This window comes from Pseudomonas sp. IT-347P, from assembly GCF_949768005.1.
Classification (GTDB): domain Bacteria; phylum Pseudomonadota; class Gammaproteobacteria; order Pseudomonadales; family Pseudomonadaceae; genus Aquipseudomonas.
The window spans coordinates 215,726-237,724 of sequence record NZ_CATKPQ010000055.1 but is presented as its reverse complement, the minus strand read 5'-3'; the positions used below and the strand labels follow the sequence as shown (position 1 = coordinate 237,724).

Below are 21,999 nucleotides of genomic sequence, written 5' to 3'. Positions count from 1 at the left end.
ATCGCAGCCTTCGTCAGCACCTGTATTGGGTTTGATGTACACCCTGTAAGAGCTGCCAAAGGCTGCGATCTTTTAAGATTTCTGAATCAGCGTGCAGTCAGCTCAATGACGCAGCAACCCGCATTGACGGAGACTTCGACCAACCCGGCGTTACCGTCCAGTTGCAGGCAATCATGGCGACCGAGTTGCGATGCAGTGTCACCGACCTGCACTTTCAGCAGCTCACTGACACTGAACACCAACACCGTCCCCGCCGAACTGAAGAACCGTTGCTCGCCACCCAGCCACTGCAAGCGCGCGCTGTAACGCTGCGGCGCGTAGATCAGATTGAAGTCGCGAATCGCGCCGCCGAGCAGCGTGCACGACACCTGACTCTCGCCACTGAAGGCAAACGGGTCGAGCGGTAACAACGGCCGCGTATCGTCGCCGTCAACGCACAATGTCATACCGTCACCCTGCAACACGGTGATCACCCGCTGATAACCGGCGAATGTTGAAAAACCACCCGACTCGGCAATGTCGGCAATCGACAGGCGCCAGCCGAAACCGTCCAGACCGGCGCCCGCGTCACGGGTGATTTCTTCAGTGCTGCCGCCGCCGTTTTTCCACGGCATGCGCGGGTAGCCTTCGGCGCGTAAAACCTTAAGTGCATTCATTTATGGAACCGCCCTTCCAAGCGATGACGAGAACCCGGGTGAATCAGACGAGCCGCCGTCACCGGCTGACGCCCCGACCACGTACGACGACGGATCAGCAGGCACGGCTCGCCCTTTTCGATCTGCAGCAACTTGCATTCGGACGGTTCGGCAAGGATCGCTTCAACCACGTGCTCACCCTCGGTCAGCGGCGCGACCTGATTGAGATAGGCGTAAGGCGTCTGCAGGGTGAAGTCCTGCTTGAGGTATTCCGGAGCGACCAGTGCGTTGACGAATCGGTCTTCGATTTGCACCGGAATGTCGTTTTCGTAATGCACGATCAGCGAGTGGAATACCTTCTGCCCTTCGCGCATGTCCAGCGCCAGTGCGCGCTCGGAACCGGCGGCCTCTTCTTCGAGGGTGATCACCTGGCAGGTGTGGCGATGGCCACGGGAGGCGATTTCGTCGGCAATGTTGTGCACTTCGAACAGCGCGGACTGGCTCTTCGGTTCGGCGACGAAGGTGCCGACGCCTTGCATGCGCACCAACAATCCGTCGGCAGTCATCTCGCGCAATGCGCGATTAATGGTCATGCGGCTGAAACCGAGTTGATTGACCAGCTCGCTCTCGGACGGCACGCGGTAGTGCGGCGGCCAGTTTCCGCTGTCGATCTGCTGAGTAATCATCTGTTTGACGCGGGCGTACAAGGGCGCCGGACTGTCGCCCATGTTCGCGGCCAACGGGGAGACTGGAGGCGGAGTCGGCACGGTTGATCCCTGTTCATTGATGAAAGTGGCTAGCTTGCCGGAGTTTACCGGGCAGGCAAACGTCTGTATATGTATATACAAATAACACACGATGGGGTGCTGAACCATGTCCGCCTTCTTTGCCGAACGCGCGCTGCTGCCTAACGGATGGGCCAACCATGTACGTCTTGAGGTCAGCGCCGATGGCGTATTGACCCGAATCCAGGCCGATTCCACCGCAGACGGCGCCGAACGGCTGAGCGGCCCGCTGCTGCCGGGCATGCCGAATCTGCACTCCCACGCCTTCCAGCGAGCGATGGCGGGACTGGCCGAAGTGGCCGGCAATCCGAACGACAGTTTCTGGACCTGGCGTGATCTGATGTATCGGCTCGTCGGAAAAATCAGCCCGGATCAGCTCGGTGTCATTGCGCGTCAGCTGTACATCGAAATGCTCAAGGCCGGTTACACCTCCGTCGCTGAATTTCACTATGTGCACCACGACAGCAATGGTCAGCCTTACGCCGATCCGGCTGAGCTGGCCTTGCGCATCAGTCAGGCCGCCAGTGAAAGCGGCATCGGTCTGACCCTGTTACCGGTGCTCTACAGCCACTCCGGTTTTGGCGGGCAGACGCCGAATGACGGCCAGCGTCGCTTCATCAACAGCACCGAAAACTACCTGAACCTGCAATCGCGTTTGCAGCCAATGCTGGCGCAGCAAAAGGCACAATCGCTAGGCTTGTGCTTCCACTCGTTGCGCGCGGTCACGCCACAACAAATCAGCGAAGTGCTGGCTGCCAGCGACCAGCAATGCCCGGTGCACATTCACATCGCCGAGCAGCAGAAGGAAGTCGATGACTGCCTGAGCTGGAGCGGTCGTCGCCCGCTGCAATGGCTCTATGAAAATACCCAAGTCGATCAGCGCTGGTGTCTGGTCCATGCGACCCACGCCAACCCGGAAGAAGTCACGCTGATGGCCAACAGTCGCGCCATCGCCGGGCTGTGCCTGACCACCGAAGCAAACCTGGGCGACGGGATTTTCCCGGCGGTGGATTTCCTCGCCCAGGGCGGACGCATGGGCATCGGCTCCGATAGTCATGTGTCACTGAGCGTGGTGGAAGAGTTGCGCTGGCTGGAATACGGCCAGCGTCTGCGCGATCAGCGGCGCAATCGCTTGTATGGCGCGAATCAGCCGATGGTCGGGCGCACGCTGTATGACGCGGCGCTGGACGGTGGCGCTCAGGCGCTGGGGCAACCGATTGGTGCGCTGGAAGTGGGCAAGCGTGCCGACTGGATTGTGCTAGATGGCAGTGATCCGTATCTGGCGACGGCCAATGGTGACGGGATTTTGAATCGCTGGTTGTTTGCCGGCGGCGATCGTCAGGTGCGCGATGTACTGGTCAATGGCCAGTGGGTGGTGCGCGATGGCCGGCATGCTGGCGAAGAAGACAGTGCACGCGCGTTCACCCAAGTCCTGCGCGACCTCTTGGGCGACGCATAACCAAATGTAGGAGTGAGCCTGCTCGCGATAACAGTGTGTCAGTCACTTATTTGTGCTCTGACACAACGCTATCGCGAGCAGGCTCACTCCTACATTGGTTTTGTGCTGTTCTTTAGTTTGAGGTCTTGGCCATCTGCCGATCCGACGCGCGCCAGATCAATCGCGTGGTGTCATACCCCTGCTGACGTGCCTTGCTCAGCAGTTCTTCACGCACTACACCGTTGACGGTCGGCGTGCGCGACAGCAACCACATGTACTTGCGACTCGGGTCGCCGACGATGGCGGTCTTGTAGTCATCGCTGACGTACAGCACCCAGTATTCACCTTTCGCCACACCCGGAATCAGCCGCGAGAACCAGGTATCAAATTCGACCCAAAGCTTGTCGGTCTTGCCCGGCACCTGTGGATAAGCCGTGCCCTTGACCTCTTCCCATTGCCATTGCGGGGTCAGGCAGCGATTGAGCACTGCGACGTTGCCGTCAGGCTTGAGGGTGTAATGGGCTTCGGACTGCGCGCAATGGCGCTGGAAGTACATCGGCAAACGGGCCAGTTCATACCAGGTGCCCTGATAGCGCTTGAGGTTGACGCTGCTGGCGGTTTTCGGCGCCAACGGGTCGACGCCGGAAGTGGCGCAGCCGGCCAGTACCAGGCCGGCAAAAAGGATCAGCAATAACCGCTTCATTTTTCTTCTCCGTGGGCGCGAAGCCCCGGTTTACTTCAGGCCTTGGCCGGAAAACATCAGCACTTTGTCACCGGCGTACTGCACGCTGATAAAGCTGTTCTTGTCGCCCCAGGTGCAACTGGACATGCCGAGCGCGCCCGAACAATCGGTGGGCTTGCCGAGCAGAGTCTCGACTTCGGCCTTGGCCATGCCGGCCGAGAGCTTCGAATAGTTTTCCTGATTGACCTTGCTGCATGCGGCCAGCAGCACGCAAAACGTCAGAAGGGCGATAGATCGCAGCGACATGGTGTAACTCCTGGAACGAGGGGGGATGGCATGGTGCCAACCAGAAGCTTAGAAGAGAAAACCCTCATCTGGTTCCGTGGCTAGACGGCTATTTATTCGCCCGCTCGTCTGGCATTTGCCGATAAATCAGCGACTTTGTAACGCTATTGAGCATTTCGTCGCATTTCGCCAAAGACGCCTAATCTTTGGCGCGACGCAGTCGACATAAAAGCAGCGCAAAGTCCCCAAGTGTGGCAAATTGCCGCCCTTTCTTGACCAGCCCCTTCGCGGTAGTTCATTCGATGACCAGAAACATGAAATTCAGCCACAAGATCTTGTTGGCTGCCGCCCTCGTGGTGGCCGTTGCGTTCGCCTGTTTCATTTTCTTCAACGACTATCGGCAGCGCGAAGCCTTGAGCAGCAGCACCGAAGCCTCGATGCAGGAGCTGGGCAGCCTGACCACCAGCAATATCCAGACCTGGCTGGAAAGCCGCATCCAATTGTTGCAATCGCTGTCGCAGCAAGTCGCCGTCGACGGTAATGCCCCCGCCAGCCTGAAACGCATCATCGACCTGCCCGCCTACACCGGCAATTTCCAGCTCAGCTATTTCGGCGGCGCCGACGGCGTGATGTTCTCTGTACCGGCCGGCAATCGCGCACCGGATTACGATCCGCGCTCCCGTGGCTGGTACAAAGCGGCCAACAGCGCGCAGCAGACCATTGTCACCGAACCGTACATCGCCGCCTCGTCGGGCAAACTGGTGATCACCGTGGCTACGCCCGTGCAACGCCAGGGCCAGATGCTCGGCGTCGCCGGTGCCGATATCGACCTGACCAGCGTCAGCGCGATCATCAATTCGCTGAACTTCGGCGGCCACGGCCACGCGTTCATCGTCAGCGCCGACGGCAAAATCCTGGTTCACCCGGACAGCAAACTGGTGCTCAAGACCCTCGCCGACGCCTATCCGAACGGTGCGCCGAAAGTCAGCGCCGGTCTGAAAGAAGTCGAGTTCAACGGCAAGACCCAATTGATCTCCTTCACCCACGTCAACGGCGTGCCATCGGCCGACTGGTACGTGGCGCTGGTGCTGGATAAAGACACCGCGTTCTCGATGCTCAGCGAATTCCGCACCTCGGCGCTGATCGCCATGGTCATTGCCGTGGTGATCATTATCGCCCTGCTCGGCATGCTGATCCGCGTGCTGATGCAACCACTGCTGACCATGGGCCGCGCCATGCACGACATCGCTGAAGGCGAAGGTGACCTGACCAAACGCCTGGTGATCCACGGCAACGACGAATTCGGCGCGCTGGGCACCTCGTTCAACCGTTTCGTCGAGCGCATCCACACCTCGATCCGCGAAGTGTCCTCGGCCACCGGCCAGGTCAACGAAGTCGCCCTGCGCGTGGTCGCGGCATCGAACTCGTCGATGTACAACTCCGACCAGCAGGCCAGTCGCACCAATAGCGTGGCTGCGGCGATCAACCAGCTCGGTGCCGCCGCTCAGGAAATCGCGCAGAACGCCGCCCTCGCTTCGCAGCATTCCAGCGATGCGCGCAGCCTCGCGGTCGACGGCCAGCAGGTGGTGGATAAAACCATCCAGGCCATGCAGCAGTTGTCGGCGAAGATCAGCGATTCGTGCGGCAACATCGAAACCCTGAACAGCAACACGGTGAACATCGGCCAGATTCTCGAAGTCATCACCAGCATTTCCCAGCAGACCAACCTGCTCGCGCTCAACGCCGCGATCGAAGCGGCGCGTGCCGGTGAAGCAGGTCGTGGTTTTGCCGTGGTCGCCGATGAAGTGCGTAATCTGGCGCACCGCACTCAGGACTCGGCGCAGCAAGTGCAAAAAATGATCGAAGAGTTGCAGGTCGGCGCGCGTCAGGCAGTCAGCATCATGACCGAGAGCCAGCGCGAGAGCGAAAGCAGCGTCGGCATCGCCAACCAGGCCGGTGAGCGTCTGGGCAGCGTGACTCAGCGCATCGGCGAGATCGATGGAATGAACCAGTCGGTGGCCACCGCCACGGAAGAACAGACGGCTGTGGTCGAGTCGATCAATGTCGATATCAACGAGATCAACACACTGAATCAGGAAGGTGTGGAGAACTTGCAGGCAACGTTGCGTGCGTGTTCGGATCTGGAGCAGCAGGCGGCGCGGTTGAAGCAGTTGGTTGGTAGTTTCAGGATTTAAAGATCAAGGGCTTTACCCCCTCACCCCAGCCCTCTCCCCCAGGGGGGCGAGGGGGAAAGGGAGCCGATCTTCAGGCCTTTCAAAACCTGAGTTCGACTCAGGTCTCTCAAGTCGATGTACCTCCAACATCCACCTCGGTCAGTCCCCTCTCCCTCCGGGAGAGGGCTAGGGTGAGGGTAAGCCCTTAAAACCTTGACCCAGGTTCGGAAAGAAACACCAACTCCTCCGCCGTAGATTCCCGCCCCAACACCGCATTGCGATGCGGAAACCGGCCAAACCGCGCAATCACCTTTTGATGCCGCTCGGCATAATCCAGATTGTCGGCAAACACCGCCCGCTCCGCTTCCGGCTGTTCAGCCACCAGTTCGATAAACCTGGAAACCGCTTCGTTCTGCACCGCAAGATTCTCGCAGTGCTCAAACACCAGATAAATAAACACACGCTGAATCGGTTTCAACTGCCGATCAAAATCCGCCGCAATGCCTTGGGCGACGAGCTTCTGCGCGCGCAGATCACCGGAAAACGCTTTAGGGGTATCACGAAAGATCATTCGCGGCAGTTGATCGAGCAACAGCACCAGCGCCAGCCAACCTTCGGGACGTTGCGTCCACTCGGTCAATTCGCCGGCCAGGGCCTGATCGACAAAGACCCCGAAACGCTCACGCGCTTCGAGGTCCTGGCTGTCTCGCTTACCGAACCACAACTTGCCCTTGTCAGCCGCTATCTCGTCGGGGGATTCGGCTTGTCCGAACCACCAGTCGAGCAACGGCTGCCAGGGCGCGGTCATGTTTTATTCCTTGTGGTAGGCGGTAGCGCGGGCGACTTCTTCTTTCGAGCCGAGGAACACCGCTACGCGCTGGTGCAGGCCTTCCGGCTGGATGTCGAGGATGCGCTGGTGACCGTCGGTGGACGCACCGCCCGCCTGTTCCACGAGGAACGACATCGGGTTGGCTTCGTACATCAGACGCAGTTTGCCTGGTTTGGAAGGCTCACGGCTGTCACGCGGGTACATGAACAGGCCGCCACGGGTCAGGATGCGGTGTACGTCGGCAACCATCGCCGCGACCCAACGCATGTTGTAGTTCTTTTTCAGCGGACCTTCTTCACCGGCCAGCAGTTCGCCAACGTAGCGCTGGACCGGGGCTTCCCAGTGACGCTGGTTGGACATGTTGATGGCAAATTCCTGGGTGGTTTCAGGAATGGTGATGTCTTCGTGGGTCAGCACGAAGCTGCCCATTTCGCGGTCCAGGGTGAAACCTTTGACGCCGTCGCCCAGGGTCAGCACCAGCATGGTTTGCGGGCCGTAGATCGCATAACCGGCGGCAACCTGCTGGGTGCCTGGCTGCAGGAACGCTTTCTCGTTCAGCGGCTCGTTCTGGCTCAGGTATTCGTTCGGGCAACGCAGTACCGAGAAGATGGTGCCGACCGGGGCGTTGATGTCGATGTTCGACGAGCCGTCCAGCGGGTCGAATACCAGCAGGTACGCGCCTTTCGGGTATTTGCCCGGGATCTGGTAGGCGTTGTCCATTTCTTCGGATGCCATGCCGGCCAGGTGACCGCCCCATTCATTGGCTTCTAGCAGGATCTCGTTCGACAGTACGTCGAGCTTCTTCTGCACTTCGCCTTGGACGTTTTCAGTGCCCATGCTGCCCAGCACACCACCCAGGGCGCCTTTGGACACGGCGTGGCTGATCTCTTTGCAGGCACGCGCCACCACTTCGATCAGGAAGCGCAGATCGGCAGGAGTGTTGTTGCTGCGGGTCTGCTCAATCAAATAGCGACTCAGGGTAACGCGGGACATGGACGGCTCCGGTGGAATGGGGGGGCTAAAAACCCGCGCAGTTTACAGGGAGTCTGAAAACGTAGCGAGCGAAGACGCCCGGTAACGTGCGTTGGGGTGTATTTGCCTGTATGAGACGTGATTGTCGGTGGAGAGTTCAGGTAGCGGGTTTAGCGTAGACCGGTTCGGGACGGGTGGTGGCTAAGTGCAGCGGCAGTTTGAGGATTTTTGTTGGCTGGCAGGCCGCTATCGCGAGCAGGCTCACTCCTACAGTTGATCGCATTCCCACTGAAGAAATGCGTTTCCCTGTAGGAGTGAGCCTGCTCGCGATCGGGTGCGCAGCACCCGCCCTTTCAGGATTTAGCGGGAGGCTTGCGCAACAAACTGAACGCCATCGCCCCGAGGAAAACCACACTCAACAACAGCACCGCCCACAAGCCGATCTTCTTCCAATTGGTCCCGGCCACCGCCGCCGTGGTCGCCGTCGAAGTCTGCGTCACCACCGCTTCACCCTGCACCGTCGCCTTACCCAACGCTGCCAGCTTCTGCGGCTTGAAATCCGGAATCAGCGTCGTCAACGGCAGATTCGCCGTTTTCACCGTCGGATTACCCAACGCCAGACTGTACGGCGCCTCCCCGCGCGCGAGGAAAATCACCTGCGTCGCCCGCACCGCATACTTCAGACTCGGCGCCTGCTCACCCAGACCACCGCCACGCTCATCCACGCTCAGCTTCAACTGCTGCACGGTCTGTCCGTAGAGCTGCAATTCGTTCTGCACAACATCCTGGCCATTCTGTGTCAGGCGGTACAGCAAGCCACTGCTCAGCGTCTGCCACGGCAAGCTGCTGTCACGACGGCCAGCCAGCGTCACCGGCGCCAGGCTGTTCGGCTGTTTCAATTCCACCTGCACCCGCTCGACATTCAGTCCCATCGGCAATTGCCAGGTGTATTCCCCAGCCTTGGTGCGGCTGCCGGCCAATGCCTGCGACCATACCAACGGCAGCGGTACATTGCGCGGGTCACTGCTTTTCAGTTGTGCCGCCGTCAGGATCGGTGCCGAATTCGGCGACTCCCACAACAACCGCACATAACGCGCCGATTGCCCCGGCAGCGTCACCTCGTGCTGCTCGATGCGCTCATCGGAAAAGGTCAGCCGTGCGACCTGACCCTCACCCCACGCCTGCCAATGTTGCAGGTCGTCGCTGGCTTCGATGCTGAAGCGCTGGAAACCATCGCGCTCGCTGGTCCAGTCGAGGATCAACTGCTGCAGCGGCGCCTTGATCGCGCTGGCGTCGAGCAACCAGCCGCGCAACACCTCTTCACCCGCCTCCAACTGACTGGACGGCTGCACTTCGACCAGCGTGCCGGTGGTGGTCGACTGCACGCGCACGTTCGGCGCGCGTTCGCTGGCGTCGGCGGCGTTGTACAGCGGGAACCATTTCACTTCATGCAACTGGCCGTCGTCACGGGTCTGCGCCGACTCACGGGCCAAGGCGTAGGCCTGCGGTTCGCCGGCCGCGTTGAACACCCGCAGATCACTGAGATCGGTCTGGCGCGCCTGCAATTGCACGCTCAACGGCAATTCGAGGCGATACCACGGGCCGTTGCCGCTGACCGCCAGCGGCACCTGCGTGGCGAAGTCCGCCGGTTTTTCCTGAGCGCCGGCCGCCAGCACCACACCCAACGCCAACCAACCCAGATTTCGCATGCGACTCAAGATGAAACTCCTTCGGTGTCCGGGACCGGTTTGTCCGTCGCCGGTTCAACGTCGACGCGTTTGGGTGGCAGCGGCGCGAAATAGCCGACCACCAGCAGCAACACGCCGACGCCGATAAACGAGACGATCCGGGCAAGACCGCCACGGTTGCTCAATTCGACAAAAATCAGTTTGGCCACCACCAGCGCAATCAATGCCGCGCCGATCAGCCACACCTCGCGACGATGGCGCAGATGCCCGCCGATCATCAAACCAAGCGCCATCAGCGTCCAGACGATCGACAACCCGGCCTGCACCAGCATCGAGGCGAGCAGTTGATCGAGCTCGAACGGAATCCCGGCCCAATGGTGTGCGGCGCGGGTCACCAGTGCGGTGCAGAAGGCGAACAACGAAACCCCGGCAATCAATTGCGTAGCGTATTCGGCATAGTCCTGGCGAATCGACAGCTGCGAAATCGCACTGCGCGACCACACATAAACGCCGAACAGCGCGAACAGCAGTCCCAATTCCAACGGGTTGAGCAGCGGCACGTAAGGCAGCGGTTCGGCGTTGCCATCGCTGAAACCATTGGCCAGCCAGAACCACGCCAGCATCAGCACCGCCAGCGGCGCCGCCGCGTACAAGCGATACTCGCGGGCAAATGCCGCCACCGGCCAAGGCCAGTTGCGCGGTGCCGCCGCCAACAGCAGATAGAGGCTCGGCAGAACCGCCCAACCCAACCAACGCCAGGCGTTGTATTGCTCGGACAACAGCAGCAGACCGTAGCGCAACTCCAGCGCCAGCACGCCGATCAGCAGCCAGCAGCCGAGCACATGCGCCGTACTCAAGGCGCGCGCCGGCAGCATCGGTGCCAGACGTCGCAGGCTGAAGAAGTGCACGGCGAACACCGCCGCCCACGCCAGCCAGCCAAAGTCGGCCGCCGGGTGATAACGCGAATGCCACGCAGCGAGCAATACCAGGGCCGCCGCCGGAGTCATCAGCGAAGTGCAGAGCAAACCCAGCGCCGGCCATTTCAACCGCAGGGACAGCAGCACCCACAACGCGACACTGAGTGCCGCGACGAACAGCAACAACGTGCCTTGCAGAGTCGGCGAACCAAACCGCAGCACTTCACTGATCCACGCCAGCGCCCACCAACCCGCGCCCCACACCAGCAACACTTCGGACAAACGCTGCAAACTCAACGCATCGAATGCCGAAGCGTGATTACCCAATTGCAGACGCCACGCGCCGGTCAGCGCAGCCAGCCCCAGAACCAGCGGCGTCCAGAACCCGCCATGGGCCAACGGTTTCAGCCCTTCGCTGGACAGCGGCCCAAGCAGTTCAGGGCCGGCCAGCAAAAAGGCCGCACCACCGATCACCTGCAACAGCAAACCGAAGACAAAACTCACGCGCTGCTTGAGGTACAGGCTCAGCCAGATGATCAGCAAACCACTCGCCGCCCACACCGCACTTGCGGTTTGCCACGGCAGCACGAACAACACGGCCAGATTGATCAGCACCAGGCCGGCCAGTAATACCACCGACAGACCGCGCAGCAGACGCACATCACCGCGCACCATTTCATCGCGAGCCGCCAACAGCATGCCGGCGATCAACGCCAGACCGATCAGCGACGCACTGAGCAAACCGCTCCAGCCGGCGCTGAACACCGCTGCCGAATCCTCGCCCGCGCCTTGCAGACGCAACAGGAATAACGCACCGCCAAGCAACTGCACGGCGAACGCGGTAAACAGGAAGGTGCGCGATTGAATCCGCAGACCGACGAACAGAGTCGCCAACCCGGCGAACGCCCAACTGATCGCCGTGCCCTGCACGAAGAAAAACAGCGGCGCCAGCAGATAGAGGAAAGTCAGGCCCAGAGCTGCCAGCACTGGCAGGCCCTGGCGTTCCCAAGGCGATGCCTGTTCCGGCGAGGCCTTGCGCAGTTGATAGAAGCTGAACAGCAACGCAATCCCGAGCATCAACGCGCCCAGCGGCGCACCGTCAAGCAGACTGCTTTCGCCGACGCGCAACTGACTGACAAACGCCAACGCCGAACCCAGTTGCAGCAGCAAGGCAAAGGCCCGGGCGAACGGCCGCTGCTGACGCAGACCGAGCCAGAAAATCCCTGCGCCTTCCACCGCCCATGCGGCTGAAGTCCAGCGCGCATCCAGCCCCAACGGGATCGCCAGACTGGCAAAAATCACTCCGAGCGCCAGACAGGTTTCGCCTAACAGCACGGCGCGCCCGCCCATCAACACCTTGGCCAGCGCCATGTAGATCATGCCCAGCGCCAGCGCACTGAATGCCGCGGCAAACTCCAGATGCTGAACCAGCGCGAACTGCAAACCAAAGCCAATGATCGGCGGTCCGAACAGCATCGTGCCATCGACGTAATCGCCCTTGCGCGCCGACCAGTGCAGCAACGCGTCGCGGTCACCCTGCGCCGGCGCGTCCGGCATGTCGAGCAATTTGCGCCGGGCAAACAACAGGCCAATGGCGAGGTACATCAGGAAGAACAGAATCAGGAACGGCTCGGTGCTCCACAACAGTTCCGGCGTATACGAACGCAGACCCCAGGCGAAGCCGATGCCGAAGGTGCCGACGAAGCCGATCAGGTTGAGTAGCCGCCAGGCCTTGAACCAGGCGATGGTGAGGATGCCGGCGTTGAGCAGCGCGAAATAACTGAACAGCGCGACGTGGTTGCCAGCGCCCGTCGAGGTCAGGATTGGCGCGGCAAACCCGCCCAGCGCGGCCGCTGCGGCCAATCCAAAAGCATCCTGGGTGATGGCCAGAATCGCCGAGAAAATCGTGACCGCGACCAGCAGTCCGAGCGCGGCGGAAGGATCGAGCAACGGATGCAGGCGCATCGCCGCAAACACTGTCAAATACAAAACCGCGATCCCGGTGCCTTGCAACATCAACGCATAATTGCTGTTGCGCCGCCGCAGCCACCAACCCAGTGCGAGCAGACCCAACGCTGCCGCCGCGACACCGGCGTAACGCAATTCGATCGGCACGACCATGCCTTCAGTGGCGTAACGCAGCAGGAACGCCAGACCGAAGAACAACAACACCACGCCGACCCGCAGCACCGTGTTGCCGCCGAACAGCCAGTTACGCGCGGCGCTGATGCCGCGTTCGATGAGGTTCGGGCCACGGGGTTCGGCAGGTTTTGGCGGTTCGGGTGTGACGGCGTCGAGACGCCAGACATCGGCGGGCAGCGCTTGACTGGTTTCGCTGGCGACGGCGGAAATCGGTTCGAGTTCGGGCGGCAGCTCCCAGACCAGTTCGGGCACCGGGGCTTCTTCAGCTGTTTTGAGGGGTTCTACGACTGGTTCGGAAACGGGCGCCGCACTCGGTGGCGACGCGGCACGAACCGGTGCACCTTCGAGCAGAAACAGACGCTGTTCAACGCCCTGCAAAGCGACCTTCGCCAGCTCGAGTTGACGCTGCTGCTCCGTCGCTTGGGAGACCAGCCGCGCGATCCGGATCGTCTGCCCGATCACCAGTCCCAGCAATGCACCCAACAGCGCATCACTGATCGACTCGTCGAGCAGCCAGCCGAGCACCAGCCCGATCAACATGAACATCCATTGCATGGTCGATATCCCTAAGCGGCCCCAAGACGGGGCGAGTCCGGCGATTGCTTCAGTCTAGGCACAAACCCCAGGTGGGAGCGGGCTTGCTCGCGAAGGCGTCGTCTCAGTCGATATTAATGATGACTGAACCACCGCTTTCGCGAGCAAGCCCGCTCCCACAGGGGAAGTGTGCTGACTGGAGCATCCGGTAACCGGCGCTCAGTATATCGATCCGGCCCAACAAACGTTGGGCCTTGCGCACATTTGTTGTGGAAAGTTACTCCAGTGCTTTCCAGATATCCGTGGCGTACTCGCGAATCGTCCGGTCTGAGGAGAACCAGCCCATCCGCGCCGTGTTGAGCACTGCCGAGCGCCACCAGTTGTTGGCGTCGTGCCAATGCGCTTCAACGCGCTTCTGCGCTTCCCAATAGGAGTCGAAGTCGGCGCAGACCAGGAAGCGGTCGTAATCCACCAGCGAATCGATCAGCCCGGTGTAGCGCGAAGTGTCATCCGGCGAGAACACCCCGCTGCGAATCGCTTGCAGCACATCGTTCAAACGATGGGATGCGGCGATGTCCGGCAAGGCGCTGAACTCGTGGTTCTGTTTGCGCGCTTCCACCTGCTGGGCGCTGAGGCCGAAAATGAACATGTGCTCGGCACCGATGCGTTCGCACATTTCCACGTTGGCGCCGTCCAGCGTGCCGATGGTCAGTGCGCCGTTGAGGCCGAACTTCATATTGCTGGTGCCCGACGCCTCGAAACCGGCGGTGGAAATCTGCTCGGACAAGTCCGCCGCCGGAATAATGCTTTCCGCCAGGCTGACGTTGTAGTTTGGCAAGAACACCACTTTCAGCAGGCCGCGCACCGTCGGGTCGTTGTTCACAACACGGGCGATGTCGTTGGTCAGCTTGATGATCAGTTTGGCCTGGTGATAACTCGCCGCCGCCTTACCGGCGAAGATCTTCACTCGCGGCACCCAATCGACTTCGGGCTCGGCGCGAATCGCCTGATACAGCGCTACCGTGTGCAGCAGGTTGAGCAACTGGCGTTTGTATTCGTGAATGCGTTTGACCTGCACATCGAACATTGCCGCCGGATTGACCGCAATGCCCAGGCGCTCATGAATCAGATACGCCAAGGCTTTCTTGCTGTGCAGGCGCTGCTCGGCGAAGGCTTTGCGGAACGCGGTTTTCTCGGCGAACGGTTCCAGATCGAGCAGGCGCTCTTCGGGGTTATCCAGCACCTCCGGGCCAAGTGAGTCGACCAGCATCGAAGTCAATTCGGCGTTGGCCTGGAACAGCCAGCGGCGGAAGGTAATGCCGTTGGTTTTGTTGTTGATCCGTTCCGGGTAGAGCTTGTGCAGTTCGGCGAACACGGTTTTGCGCATCAACTGCGTGTGCAGTCCTGACACGCCGTTGACGCTGTGCGAACCGAGGAACGCGAGGTTGCCCATGCGCACGCGGCGTCCGTTGTCTTCTTCGATCAGCGACACCGCGCGCAGTACGTCGAAATCGTGAATGCCTTTGGCGCGCAGCGAGTCGATGTGCTGGGCGTTGATCAGGTAAATGATCTGCATGTGTCGCGGCAACATGCGTTCCATCAGACCCACTGGCCAGGTTTCCAGCGCTTCCGGCAGCAGCGTGTGATTGGTGTACGACAGCGTGTCGACAGTGACTTGCCACGCCGCATCCCACGCCACGTCGTAGACGTCGACCAATTGGCGCATCAGTTCGGCAACGGCAATCGAGGGGTGCGTGTCGTTGAGCTGGATCGCCGCGTGATCGCCCAGGGTCAGCACCGAGGTGTGCATGTTGCGGTGGCGCCGCAGCAGATCCTGCAGCGAAGCGGCGACAAAGAAGTATTCCTGCCGCAGACGCAGCTCCTGCCCCGCTTCGGTGCTGTCCGCCGGATACAGCACGCGCGAAATACTCTCCGCCCGGGCCACTTCGGCGACTGCGCCCAAGTGGTCACCGGCGTTGAAACGCTCCAGGTGCAGGTCTTCCATGGCGCGTGCGCGCCACAGACGCAAGGTGTTGACGCTTGCCCCGCGCCAGCCGACGACGGGGGTGTCATAGGCAATGGCGCGGACAGTTTCTGCCGGCGACCAGACTTGTCTGGATTTTCCGGAAACGTCAGTGACGGTTTCGACGCTGCCACCGAAGCCGATGGAGTAGACGACCTCTGGCCGTTCAAACTCCCACGGGTTGCCGAAATCCAGCCAGTGCTCGGTCTGCTCCTGCTGCCAGCCGTCGACGATGGCCTGACGGAACAAGCCGTGCTCATAACGAATGCCATAACCGTGGCCGGCGATGCCGAGGGTCGACATGCTTTCCATGAAGCATGCGGCCAGACGACCGAGGCCGCCGTTGCCGAGCGCCGCATCAGGTTCCAGTAAACGGATACGTTCCAGATCGACACCGAGTTCAGTCAACGCCTCACGGGCAACGTCGAGCAAACCAAGGTTGCTCAGGCTGTCGTAGAGCAAGCGACCGATCAGGAATTCCAGCGAGAGGTAGTACACCCGCTTCTGACCTTTGCGGTAAATCTGCCGGGTGTGGTCCATCCAGTGTTCGACCATGTGATCACGCGCCGCCAGAGCGATGGCTTCGAACCAGTCATGGTCGAAGGCGTGATCGGGGTCTTTGCCCACCGCGTAGGTGAGCTTGGTCAGGACGGCGTCGCGGAATGCGGCCACCTCTGCTTCGCGAACTAGTGGTTCTTGAGTCATCAATGGGACCTCGAGCGAGCGGGGAATTGTCTGAGCCTAGACGGTCTGACCGACGGTCGAGGCGCTGGTTCGGCAGTTTTTCCTGAGACTGTGAGCTGGCCCGGCATTACCTTGGCGGATGAGCTAATGAATGCAGGGGCCGTGCCGAATTTTCCGGCAAAGTGCCTGCATCGAGAAAAAATCTGGCGAAAGGTTGTTCAAAAATCCACCCGTCCCGGTATGATCGCGCGCCCTGATGCATACACACCTGGTAACTCCCGATGATGAAGCCCAACCTGATTGCCGCCGCCGAGATCGATCGTCTCGATACGTGGGCAAAATATTCGGCCCCGATGTGCGGCTCCTGCATGTCCAGCTGCTGCACGCTGCCGGTCGAAGTGAAGATCAAGGATCTGGTGCGCATCGGTGTGGTTGACGAGTTCGAGCTGGGCGACCCGCCGAAGAACATCGCCAAGCGTTTGCAAAAGGAAGGCCTGGTCGAGCGCTTTAATCAAAAGTCGGGGATCTTCACCCTGCAGCGCATGAGCAACAACGATTGCTACTACCTGGATCGTAAGAGCCGCCTGTGCACCATTTATGACAAGCGCCCGGACACCTGCCGCAATCACCCGAAGATCGGCCCGCGGCCGGGGTATTGCGCGTACAAGCCGAAGGAAGTCGAGCGCGTGCAGAATTTCCGGGCGATCGAGAAGTTTTAACAGCAAACCCTCACCCCCGCCCTCTCCCAGAGGGAGAGGAAGCCGACCGAGGTGTCTGGCGCCATACACCGACCTGAAAAAACCAGTCGATTATGGATTCGGTGAAGCCCGCCAAATCGATTCTGGATTCGGCAGAATTCACTCAGGTCGATGCATCTCCTGAGCATCCCCCAATCAGTCCCCTCTCCCTCTGGGAGAGGGCTAGGGTGAGGGGCTTTTGATCCCAGACAAACAAAAACGCCCCCGGTCTCGCGACCGGGGGCGTTTTTTATTCCAGGGCTAAATTACGCCTTGGCTTTCTTGGCAGCGCGGGTACGCTCGCTTTCGTCCAGGATCTTCTTGCGAAGACGGATGGACTTAGGCGTAACTTCGCACAGCTCGTCTTCCTGGATGTATTCCAGAGCCTGTTCCAGAGTGAAGCGAACAGGTGGAACCAGAGCGATGGTTTCGTCTTTACCCGAAGCACGCATGTTGTCGAGCTTCTTGCCTTTGGTCGGGTTTACACCCAGGTCGTTGTCGCGGCTGTTCTGACCAACGATCTGACCGTTGTAGATCTCCTGGCCGTGTTCTACGAACAGCTTGCCACGAGCCTGCAGGGTTTCCAGCGAGTAGGTCAGTGCCTTGCCGGTTTCAACCGAAACCAGAACGCCGTTCTGACGGCCGGACATGTGGCCCGACTTCACTGGAGCGTAACGGTCGAAGATCGAGGTCAGGATGCCAGCACCGTTGGTCAGGGTCAGGAACTGGTTACGGAAACCGATCAGACCGCGAGCAGGGATGTTGTATTCCAGACGAACACGGCCCTTGCCATCCGGCACCATGTTGCTCAGGTCGCCCTTACGCAGCCCCATCTCTTCCATGACCTTGCCCTGCGATTCTTCAGGGATGTCGATGGTTACGTTTTCGAACGGTTCCTGCTTCACGCCGTCAACTTCACGGATGATCACTTCAGGGCGACCCAGGGCCAGCTCGAAGCCTTCGCGACGCATGGTTTCGATCAGTACCGAGAGGTGCAGCTCACCACGGCCGGAAACCTTGAACTTGTCAGCCGAGTCGCCTTCTTCAACGCGCAGTGCAACGTTGTACAGCAGCTCTTTGTCCAGACGATCCTTGATGTTACGGGAGGTCACGAACTTGCCTTCTTTACCGCAGAATGGCGAGTCGTTTACCTGGAAGGTCATGGAAACGGTTGGCTCGTCAACGGTCAGCGGCTTCATCGCCTCGACGGTGTTGATATCGCACAGGGTGTCGGAGATGAACAGCTCGTCGAAGCCGCTGATGCAGACGATGTCGCCGGCTGCTGCTTCTTCAACGTCAATGCGGTGCAGACCGTGGTGACCCATCAGCTTCAGGATACGACCGTTGCGGCGCTTGCCGTCGGCGCTGATAGCGACAACCGGAGTGTTCGGCTTGACGCGACCACGAGCGATACGGCCAACACCGATAACACCCAGGAAGCTGTTGTAGTCCAGAGCGGAAATCTGCATCTGGAACGGACCGTCACGGTCAACGGCCGGAGGCGGAACGTGGTCGACGACCGCTTGGTACAGCGGAGTCATGTCTTCCGCCATGGCGGTGTGGTCCAGACCGGCAATGCCGTTCAGGGCCGAAGCGTAAACAACCTGGAAGTCCAGTTGTTCTTCGGTCGCACCGAGGTTGTCGAACAGGTCGAAGATCTGGTCCAGAACCCAGTCCGGACGCGCGCCTGGACGGTCAACCTTGTTGATCACCACGATTGGACGCAGGCCGGCTTCGAAAGCCTTCTTGGTCACGAAACGGGTTTGCGGCATAGGGCCGTCTTGAGCGTCAACCAGCAGCAGAACGGAGTCGACCATCGACATTACGCGTTCAACTTCGCCGCCGAAGTCGGCGTGGCCCGGGGTGTCCACGATGTTGATGTGGTAGCCGTTCCAGTTGATGGCGGTGTTTTTCGCCAGAATGGTAATACCGCGCTCTTTTTCCTGGTCGTTGGAGTCCATCACGCGCTCGTCGTTGAGCTCGTTGCGCTCCAGGGTGCCGGATTGACGCAGGAGTTTGTCTACCAGGGTGGTTTTACCATGGTCAACGTGGGCAATGATGGCGATGTTGCGTAGATTTTCGATCACTTGTGTATCTCGATCAGAGGATTCGGTTTGCTGACAAGTCTTGGCAGCGATTAACAGTAGTGTCCGGCATGGCCGTTACAGCTTGACGGCGGTGTCGGGGGGCCGGTGACGCAGGCCACAGGCAAACAGCCCCGGGCACTTAGCTCGGTCGATAAACGCGCACATTGGCATGCCCCTCACTGAGCAAATGGTGAGCATGCAGGCGACTCATCACGCCTTTGTCGCAATACAGCAGGTACTGGCGAGTCGGATCCAGCTCCTTGAAACGAGCGTTCACTGCGTAGAACGGCATCGTCTGTACTTCTACGCCAGCGAGTTCCAGCGGCTCATCCTCGGCGGCATCCGGGTGACGGATGTCGATCACGATCTGACCGGCCAGTGCTTCGCTGACTTCTTCAATCTGTACGTCCTGGCCCAATTCGTCGATCACCCGATCGATCGGCACCAGTTTGGCGTTTTCGAGCGCACGCTCGAGGACCGCCATGTCGAATTCTTTCTCTTCGTGCTCAACGCGACCGCGTTTGGCGGCAGTCTTCGGGTTGACCGAAATGACCCCGCAGTATTCCGGCATGTGCCGGGCAAAATCGGCGGTGCCGATCTCGTTGGCCGTGTCGATGATGTCCTGCTTGTGCGCCACGATCAGCGGACGCAGGACCAGTTTGTCGGTCACGCAGTCGATCACCGACAGGTTCGGCAGGGTCTGGCTCGACACCTGGGAGATCGCTTCGCCAGTGACCAGCGCTTCGATGTGCAGGCGGTCGGCGATGTTGGAAGCCGCGCGCAACATCATACGCTTCAATACGACGCCCATATGACTGTTATCGACTTTGCCGAGAATTTCGCCCAGGACTTCTTCGAACGGAACACTGACAAATAGCACGCGTTGCGAGCTGCCGTACTTCTTCCAGATGAAATGCGCGACTTCCATCACGCCCAATTCGTGGGCACGACCGCCCAGATTGAAGAAGCAGAAGTGCGTCATCAGGCCGCGACGAATGATCTGGTAGGCCGCAACGGTCGAGTCAAAGCCGCCGGACATCAATACCAGCGTCTGCTCCAACGCACCGAGCGGATAACCGCCGATGCCGTTGTGCTGGCTGTGGATGACGAACAACCGTTTGTCGCGAACTTCGATACGGACTTCGATTTCCGGCGCTTTCAGGTCGATCCCGGCGGCACCACACTCGCGGCGCAGCTTGCTGCCGACGTATTTTTCGACGTCCATCGAGCTGAACGTGTGCTTGCCCGCGCGCTTGCAGCGCACCGAGAAAATCTTCCCCGCCAGTGCGTCACCGTAATGCTGTTTGCACTTTTCGGTGATGTCGTCGAAGTCACCCAGCGGGTACTCGTCGATCTGCAAAAAGTGCGCGATGCCCGGCATGCAAGTCAGACGCTCGCCCATCTCCTTCAAGGCTTTGGGGTCGGTAACGCGGGTCTCCAGCTCGAGATTGTCCCACACGCCGTTCACCACCACGGCCGGGTCCAGGTCGCGGAGCACGGTGCGGATGTTCTTGGCCAACTGGCGGATGAATTTCGTCCGGACAGGTCGGCTTTTGATGGTGATCTCGGGGAAGACTTTTACGATTAGTTTCATGAAAACAGCGCGCGAACGGCCAGCCGAAAAAGGGGGGCGCGGATTATAGCGGAAATTGCTCAAGGTTTAACCAGTTAATGTGCAGAAGGTTTTGCATGCACCAAAACGGGTCATTTTGAATTCAAGACGCTACATTAGAGGGCGAGATTTTCCTCATTCAGGCGCTTTGCACCTTTATAAGCGTGAATTTGGGGCAAAAAACCCATGCTGGGGCACTGGCATGCAATTTGCTCCCTTGTGAGGCAGGTTGCCTTGGCAGAGTATCTGCGCCGGCATCACCCAACTTTAAGGGCATCCACTACTAGCCCTAAGCCACCCGGAGGACAGTATGTCGAAGACGGTTCAACTCATCAAAGATCATGACGTCAAGTGGATTGATCTGCGCTTCACGGACACCAAAGGCACTCAGCACCACGTGACCATGCCGGCTCGCGATGCTTTGGACGAAGACTTCTTCGAAGTCGGCAAAATGTTCGACGGCTCCTCCATCGCTGGCTGGAAAGGCATCGAAGCCTCCGACATGATCCTGATGCCGGTTGACGAAACCGCCGTTCTCGACCCGTTCACCGAAGACGCTACCCTGATTCTGGTGTGCGACATTATCGAACCTTCGAGCATGCAAGGCTACGACCGCGACCCACGTGCGATCGCCAAGCGCGCCGAAGAACACCTGAAAGCCACCGGTATCGGTGACACTGTGTTCGCCGGTCCAGAGCCTGAGTTCTTCATCTTTGACTCGGTGAAATTCAAGTCGGACATCTCCGGCTCGATGTTCAAGATCTACTCCGAGCAAGGTTCGTGGATGTCCGACCAGGACGTCGAAGGCGGCAACAAAGGTCACCGTCCAGGCGTCAAGGGTGGTTACTTCCCGGTTCCGCCGTTCGACCACGACCACGAAATCCGTACCTCCATGTGCAACGCACTGGAAGAAATGGGTCTGACCGTCGAAGTTCACCACCACGAAGTGGCAACTGCCGGCCAGAACGAAATCGGCGTCAAGTTCAACACCCTGGTGAAGAAAGCCGACGAAACCCAAACCCTGAAGTACGTTGTCCACAACGTTGCTGACGCGTACGGCCGCACCGCAACCTTCATGCCGAAGCCACTGTACGGCGACAACGGTTCGGGCATGCACGTGCACATGTCGATCTGGAAAGACGGCAAGAACACCTTCGCTGGTGAAGGCTATGCCGGCCTGTCCGATACCGCTCTGTACTTCATCGGCGGCATCATCAAACACGGTAAGGCCCTGAACGGCTTCACCAACCCGGCGACCAACTCCTACAAGCGTCTGGTGCCAGGCTTCGAAGCTCCAGTGATGCTGGCCTACTCGGCTCGCAACCGTTCCGCTTCGATCCGTATTCCTTACGTGTCGAGCCCGAAAGCCCGCCGTATCGAAGCGCGCTTCCCGGATCCGGCTGCCAACCCGTACCTGGCTTTCGCAGCACTGCTGATGGCCGGTCTGGACGGTATCCAGAACAAGATCCACCCAGGCGATGCTGCCGACAAGAACCTGTACGACCTGCCGCCTGAAGAGGCGAAAGAGATTCCGCAAGTTTGCGGCAGCCTGAAAGAAGCTCTGGAAGAGCTGGACAAGGGCCGCGCGTTCCTGACCAAGGGCGGCGTATTCTCCGACGACTTCATCGACGCTTACATCGCGCTGAAATCCGAAGAAGAAATCAAGGTTCGCACCTTCGTACACCCACTGGAATATGAGCTGTACTACAGCTGCTGATCCGGTAGCGCCGCGCGACGTGGCGTGACAAAAAGAGGCCTCCTTCGGGAGGCCTTTT

General features: G+C 59.9%; 15 protein-coding genes and 1 pseudogene. 5 read left to right on the top strand and 11 right to left on the bottom strand.

Features of this window, described 5'->3' with window-relative positions; all coding sequences use genetic code 11:
• Positions 1-86: 86 nt before the first annotated feature.
• Positions 87-656 (bottom strand): HutD family protein, encoded by a 570-nt coding sequence (locus ACM6IV_RS20725; RefSeq protein WP_414871433.1) that lies wholly within the window; start codon positions 654-656, stop codon positions 87-89.
• On the bottom strand, positions 653-1,363 hold the full coding sequence (hutC, locus tag ACM6IV_RS20720; protein WP_163013658.1) for a histidine utilization repressor: 711 nt from the start codon (positions 1,361-1,363) through the stop codon (positions 653-655). The genes ACM6IV_RS20725 and hutC overlap by 4 nt, the downstream gene beginning before the upstream one ends.
• Positions 1,364-1,508: 145 nt before the next feature.
• Here hutC and ACM6IV_RS20715 point away from each other — a divergent pair, with 145 nt between their 5' ends.
• Positions 1,509-2,879: a formimidoylglutamate deiminase gene (locus ACM6IV_RS20715; protein WP_414871432.1), complete on the top strand. Its 1,371-nt coding sequence runs from the start codon at positions 1,509-1,511 to the stop codon at positions 2,877-2,879.
• 112 nt (positions 2,880-2,991) lie between these two features.
• Here ACM6IV_RS20715 and ACM6IV_RS20710 read toward each other — a convergent pair whose 3' ends face one another.
• Both ACM6IV_RS20710 and ACM6IV_RS20705 read right to left on the bottom strand, forming a co-directional pair.
• Entirely contained in the window at positions 2,992-3,561 is a 570-nt protein-coding gene (locus ACM6IV_RS20710) for a lipocalin family protein (RefSeq protein ID WP_414871431.1), read from the bottom strand.
• Positions 3,562-3,591: 30 nt separating this feature from the next.
• Positions 3,592-3,846, bottom strand: coding sequence for a hypothetical protein (locus tag ACM6IV_RS20705; RefSeq protein WP_003220802.1), 255 nt, complete (start codon positions 3,844-3,846; stop codon positions 3,592-3,594).
• A 281-nt stretch (positions 3,847-4,127) separates the two neighbouring features.
• Between ACM6IV_RS20705 and ACM6IV_RS20700 the strand changes: the two are divergent.
• Positions 4,128-5,162, top strand: a pseudogene (locus ACM6IV_RS20700) (cache domain-containing protein); the annotation flags it as partial.
• Positions 5,163-5,255: 93 nt separating this feature from the next.
• The gene (locus tag ACM6IV_RS20695; RefSeq protein ID WP_371920137.1) at positions 5,256-6,020 is read left to right on the top strand and encodes a methyl-accepting chemotaxis protein; all 765 of its coding nucleotides are present in this window, start codon (positions 5,256-5,258) and stop codon (positions 6,018-6,020) included.
• Between the two features lie 184 nt (positions 6,021-6,204).
• Here ACM6IV_RS20695 and ACM6IV_RS20690 read toward each other — a convergent pair whose 3' ends face one another.
• From ACM6IV_RS20690 to ACM6IV_RS20670, 5 genes are all read right to left on the bottom strand, one after another.
• Positions 6,205-6,807, bottom strand: a complete 603-nt coding sequence (locus ACM6IV_RS20690; protein ID WP_414871430.1) for a DUF924 family protein — start codon at positions 6,805-6,807, stop codon at positions 6,205-6,207.
• Between the two features lie 3 nt (positions 6,808-6,810).
• The gene (locus tag ACM6IV_RS20685) at positions 6,811-7,821 is read right to left on the bottom strand and encodes a class 1 fructose-bisphosphatase (RefSeq protein WP_039756611.1); all 1,011 of its coding nucleotides are present in this window, start codon (positions 7,819-7,821) and stop codon (positions 6,811-6,813) included.
• A 332-nt stretch (positions 7,822-8,153) separates the two neighbouring features.
• The gene (locus tag ACM6IV_RS20680) at positions 8,154-9,518 is read right to left on the bottom strand and encodes a DUF3999 domain-containing protein (RefSeq protein WP_414871429.1); all 1,365 of its coding nucleotides are present in this window, start codon (positions 9,516-9,518) and stop codon (positions 8,154-8,156) included.
• On the bottom strand, positions 9,515-13,102 hold the full coding sequence (locus ACM6IV_RS20675) for a DUF2339 domain-containing protein (RefSeq protein WP_414871428.1): 3,588 nt from the start codon (positions 13,100-13,102) through the stop codon (positions 9,515-9,517). Before ACM6IV_RS20675 ends, ACM6IV_RS20680 begins: the two co-directional genes overlap by 4 nt.
• A gap of 256 nt (positions 13,103-13,358) precedes the next feature.
• Entirely contained in the window at positions 13,359-15,809 is a 2,451-nt protein-coding gene (locus tag ACM6IV_RS20670; protein WP_414871427.1) for a glycogen/starch/alpha-glucan phosphorylase, read from the bottom strand.
• A gap of 260 nt (positions 15,810-16,069) precedes the next feature.
• Here ACM6IV_RS20670 and ACM6IV_RS20665 point away from each other — a divergent pair, with 260 nt between their 5' ends.
• Positions 16,070-16,507, top strand: coding sequence for a YkgJ family cysteine cluster protein (locus ACM6IV_RS20665; RefSeq protein ID WP_025110918.1), 438 nt, complete (start codon positions 16,070-16,072; stop codon positions 16,505-16,507).
• A 284-nt stretch (positions 16,508-16,791) separates the two neighbouring features.
• On the opposite strand, the gene typA is transcribed toward ACM6IV_RS20665, so the two are convergent.
• Both typA and thiI read right to left on the bottom strand, forming a co-directional pair.
• The gene (gene typA, locus ACM6IV_RS20660; protein WP_003220792.1) at positions 16,792-18,612 is read right to left on the bottom strand and encodes a translational GTPase TypA; all 1,821 of its coding nucleotides are present in this window, start codon (positions 18,610-18,612) and stop codon (positions 16,792-16,794) included.
• 139 nt (positions 18,613-18,751) lie between these two features.
• The gene (thiI, locus tag ACM6IV_RS20655) at positions 18,752-20,206 is read right to left on the bottom strand and encodes a tRNA uracil 4-sulfurtransferase ThiI (protein ID WP_095047172.1); all 1,455 of its coding nucleotides are present in this window, start codon (positions 20,204-20,206) and stop codon (positions 18,752-18,754) included.
• 328 nt (positions 20,207-20,534) lie between these two features.
• Here thiI and glnA point away from each other — a divergent pair, with 328 nt between their 5' ends.
• A complete protein-coding gene (gene glnA, locus ACM6IV_RS20650; RefSeq protein WP_186552128.1) occupies positions 20,535-21,941 on the top strand; it encodes a type I glutamate--ammonia ligase in 1,407 nt (468 codons plus the stop codon).
• Positions 21,942-21,999: the final 58 nt, after the last annotated feature.

Excerpts from the sequence above, each read along its gene's own strand:
- ACM6IV_RS20725 (WP_414871433.1), bottom strand. The coding sequence starts at position 656 with ATGAATGCACTTAAGGTTTTACGCGCCGAAGGCTACCCGCGCATGCCG.
- hutC (WP_163013658.1), bottom strand. The coding sequence starts at position 1,363 with ATGGGCGACAGTCCGGCGCCCTTGTACGCCCGCGTCAAACAGATGATT.
- ACM6IV_RS20715 (WP_414871432.1), top strand. The coding sequence starts at position 1,509 with ATGTCCGCCTTCTTTGCCGAACGCGCGCTGCTGCCTAACGGATGGGCC.
- ACM6IV_RS20710 (WP_414871431.1), bottom strand. The coding sequence starts at position 3,561 with ATGAAGCGGTTATTGCTGATCCTTTTTGCCGGCCTGGTACTGGCCGGC.
- ACM6IV_RS20705 (WP_003220802.1), bottom strand. The coding sequence starts at position 3,846 with ATGTCGCTGCGATCTATCGCCCTTCTGACGTTTTGCGTGCTGCTGGCC.
- ACM6IV_RS20695 (WP_371920137.1), top strand. The coding sequence starts at position 5,256 with ATGTACAACTCCGACCAGCAGGCCAGTCGCACCAATAGCGTGGCTGCG.
- ACM6IV_RS20690 (WP_414871430.1), bottom strand. The coding sequence starts at position 6,807 with ATGACCGCGCCCTGGCAGCCGTTGCTCGACTGGTGGTTCGGACAAGCC.
- ACM6IV_RS20685 (WP_039756611.1), bottom strand. The coding sequence starts at position 7,821 with ATGTCCCGCGTTACCCTGAGTCGCTATTTGATTGAGCAGACCCGCAGC.
- ACM6IV_RS20675 (WP_414871428.1), bottom strand. The coding sequence starts at position 13,102 with ATGCAATGGATGTTCATGTTGATCGGGCTGGTGCTCGGCTGGCTGCTC.
- ACM6IV_RS20670 (WP_414871427.1), bottom strand. The coding sequence starts at position 15,809 with ATGACTCAAGAACCACTAGTTCGCGAAGCAGAGGTGGCCGCATTCCGC.
- ACM6IV_RS20665 (WP_025110918.1), top strand. The coding sequence starts at position 16,070 with ATGATGAAGCCCAACCTGATTGCCGCCGCCGAGATCGATCGTCTCGAT.
- thiI (WP_095047172.1), bottom strand. The coding sequence starts at position 20,206 with ATGAAACTAATCGTAAAAGTCTTCCCCGAGATCACCATCAAAAGCCGA.
- glnA (WP_186552128.1), top strand. The coding sequence starts at position 20,535 with ATGTCGAAGACGGTTCAACTCATCAAAGATCATGACGTCAAGTGGATT.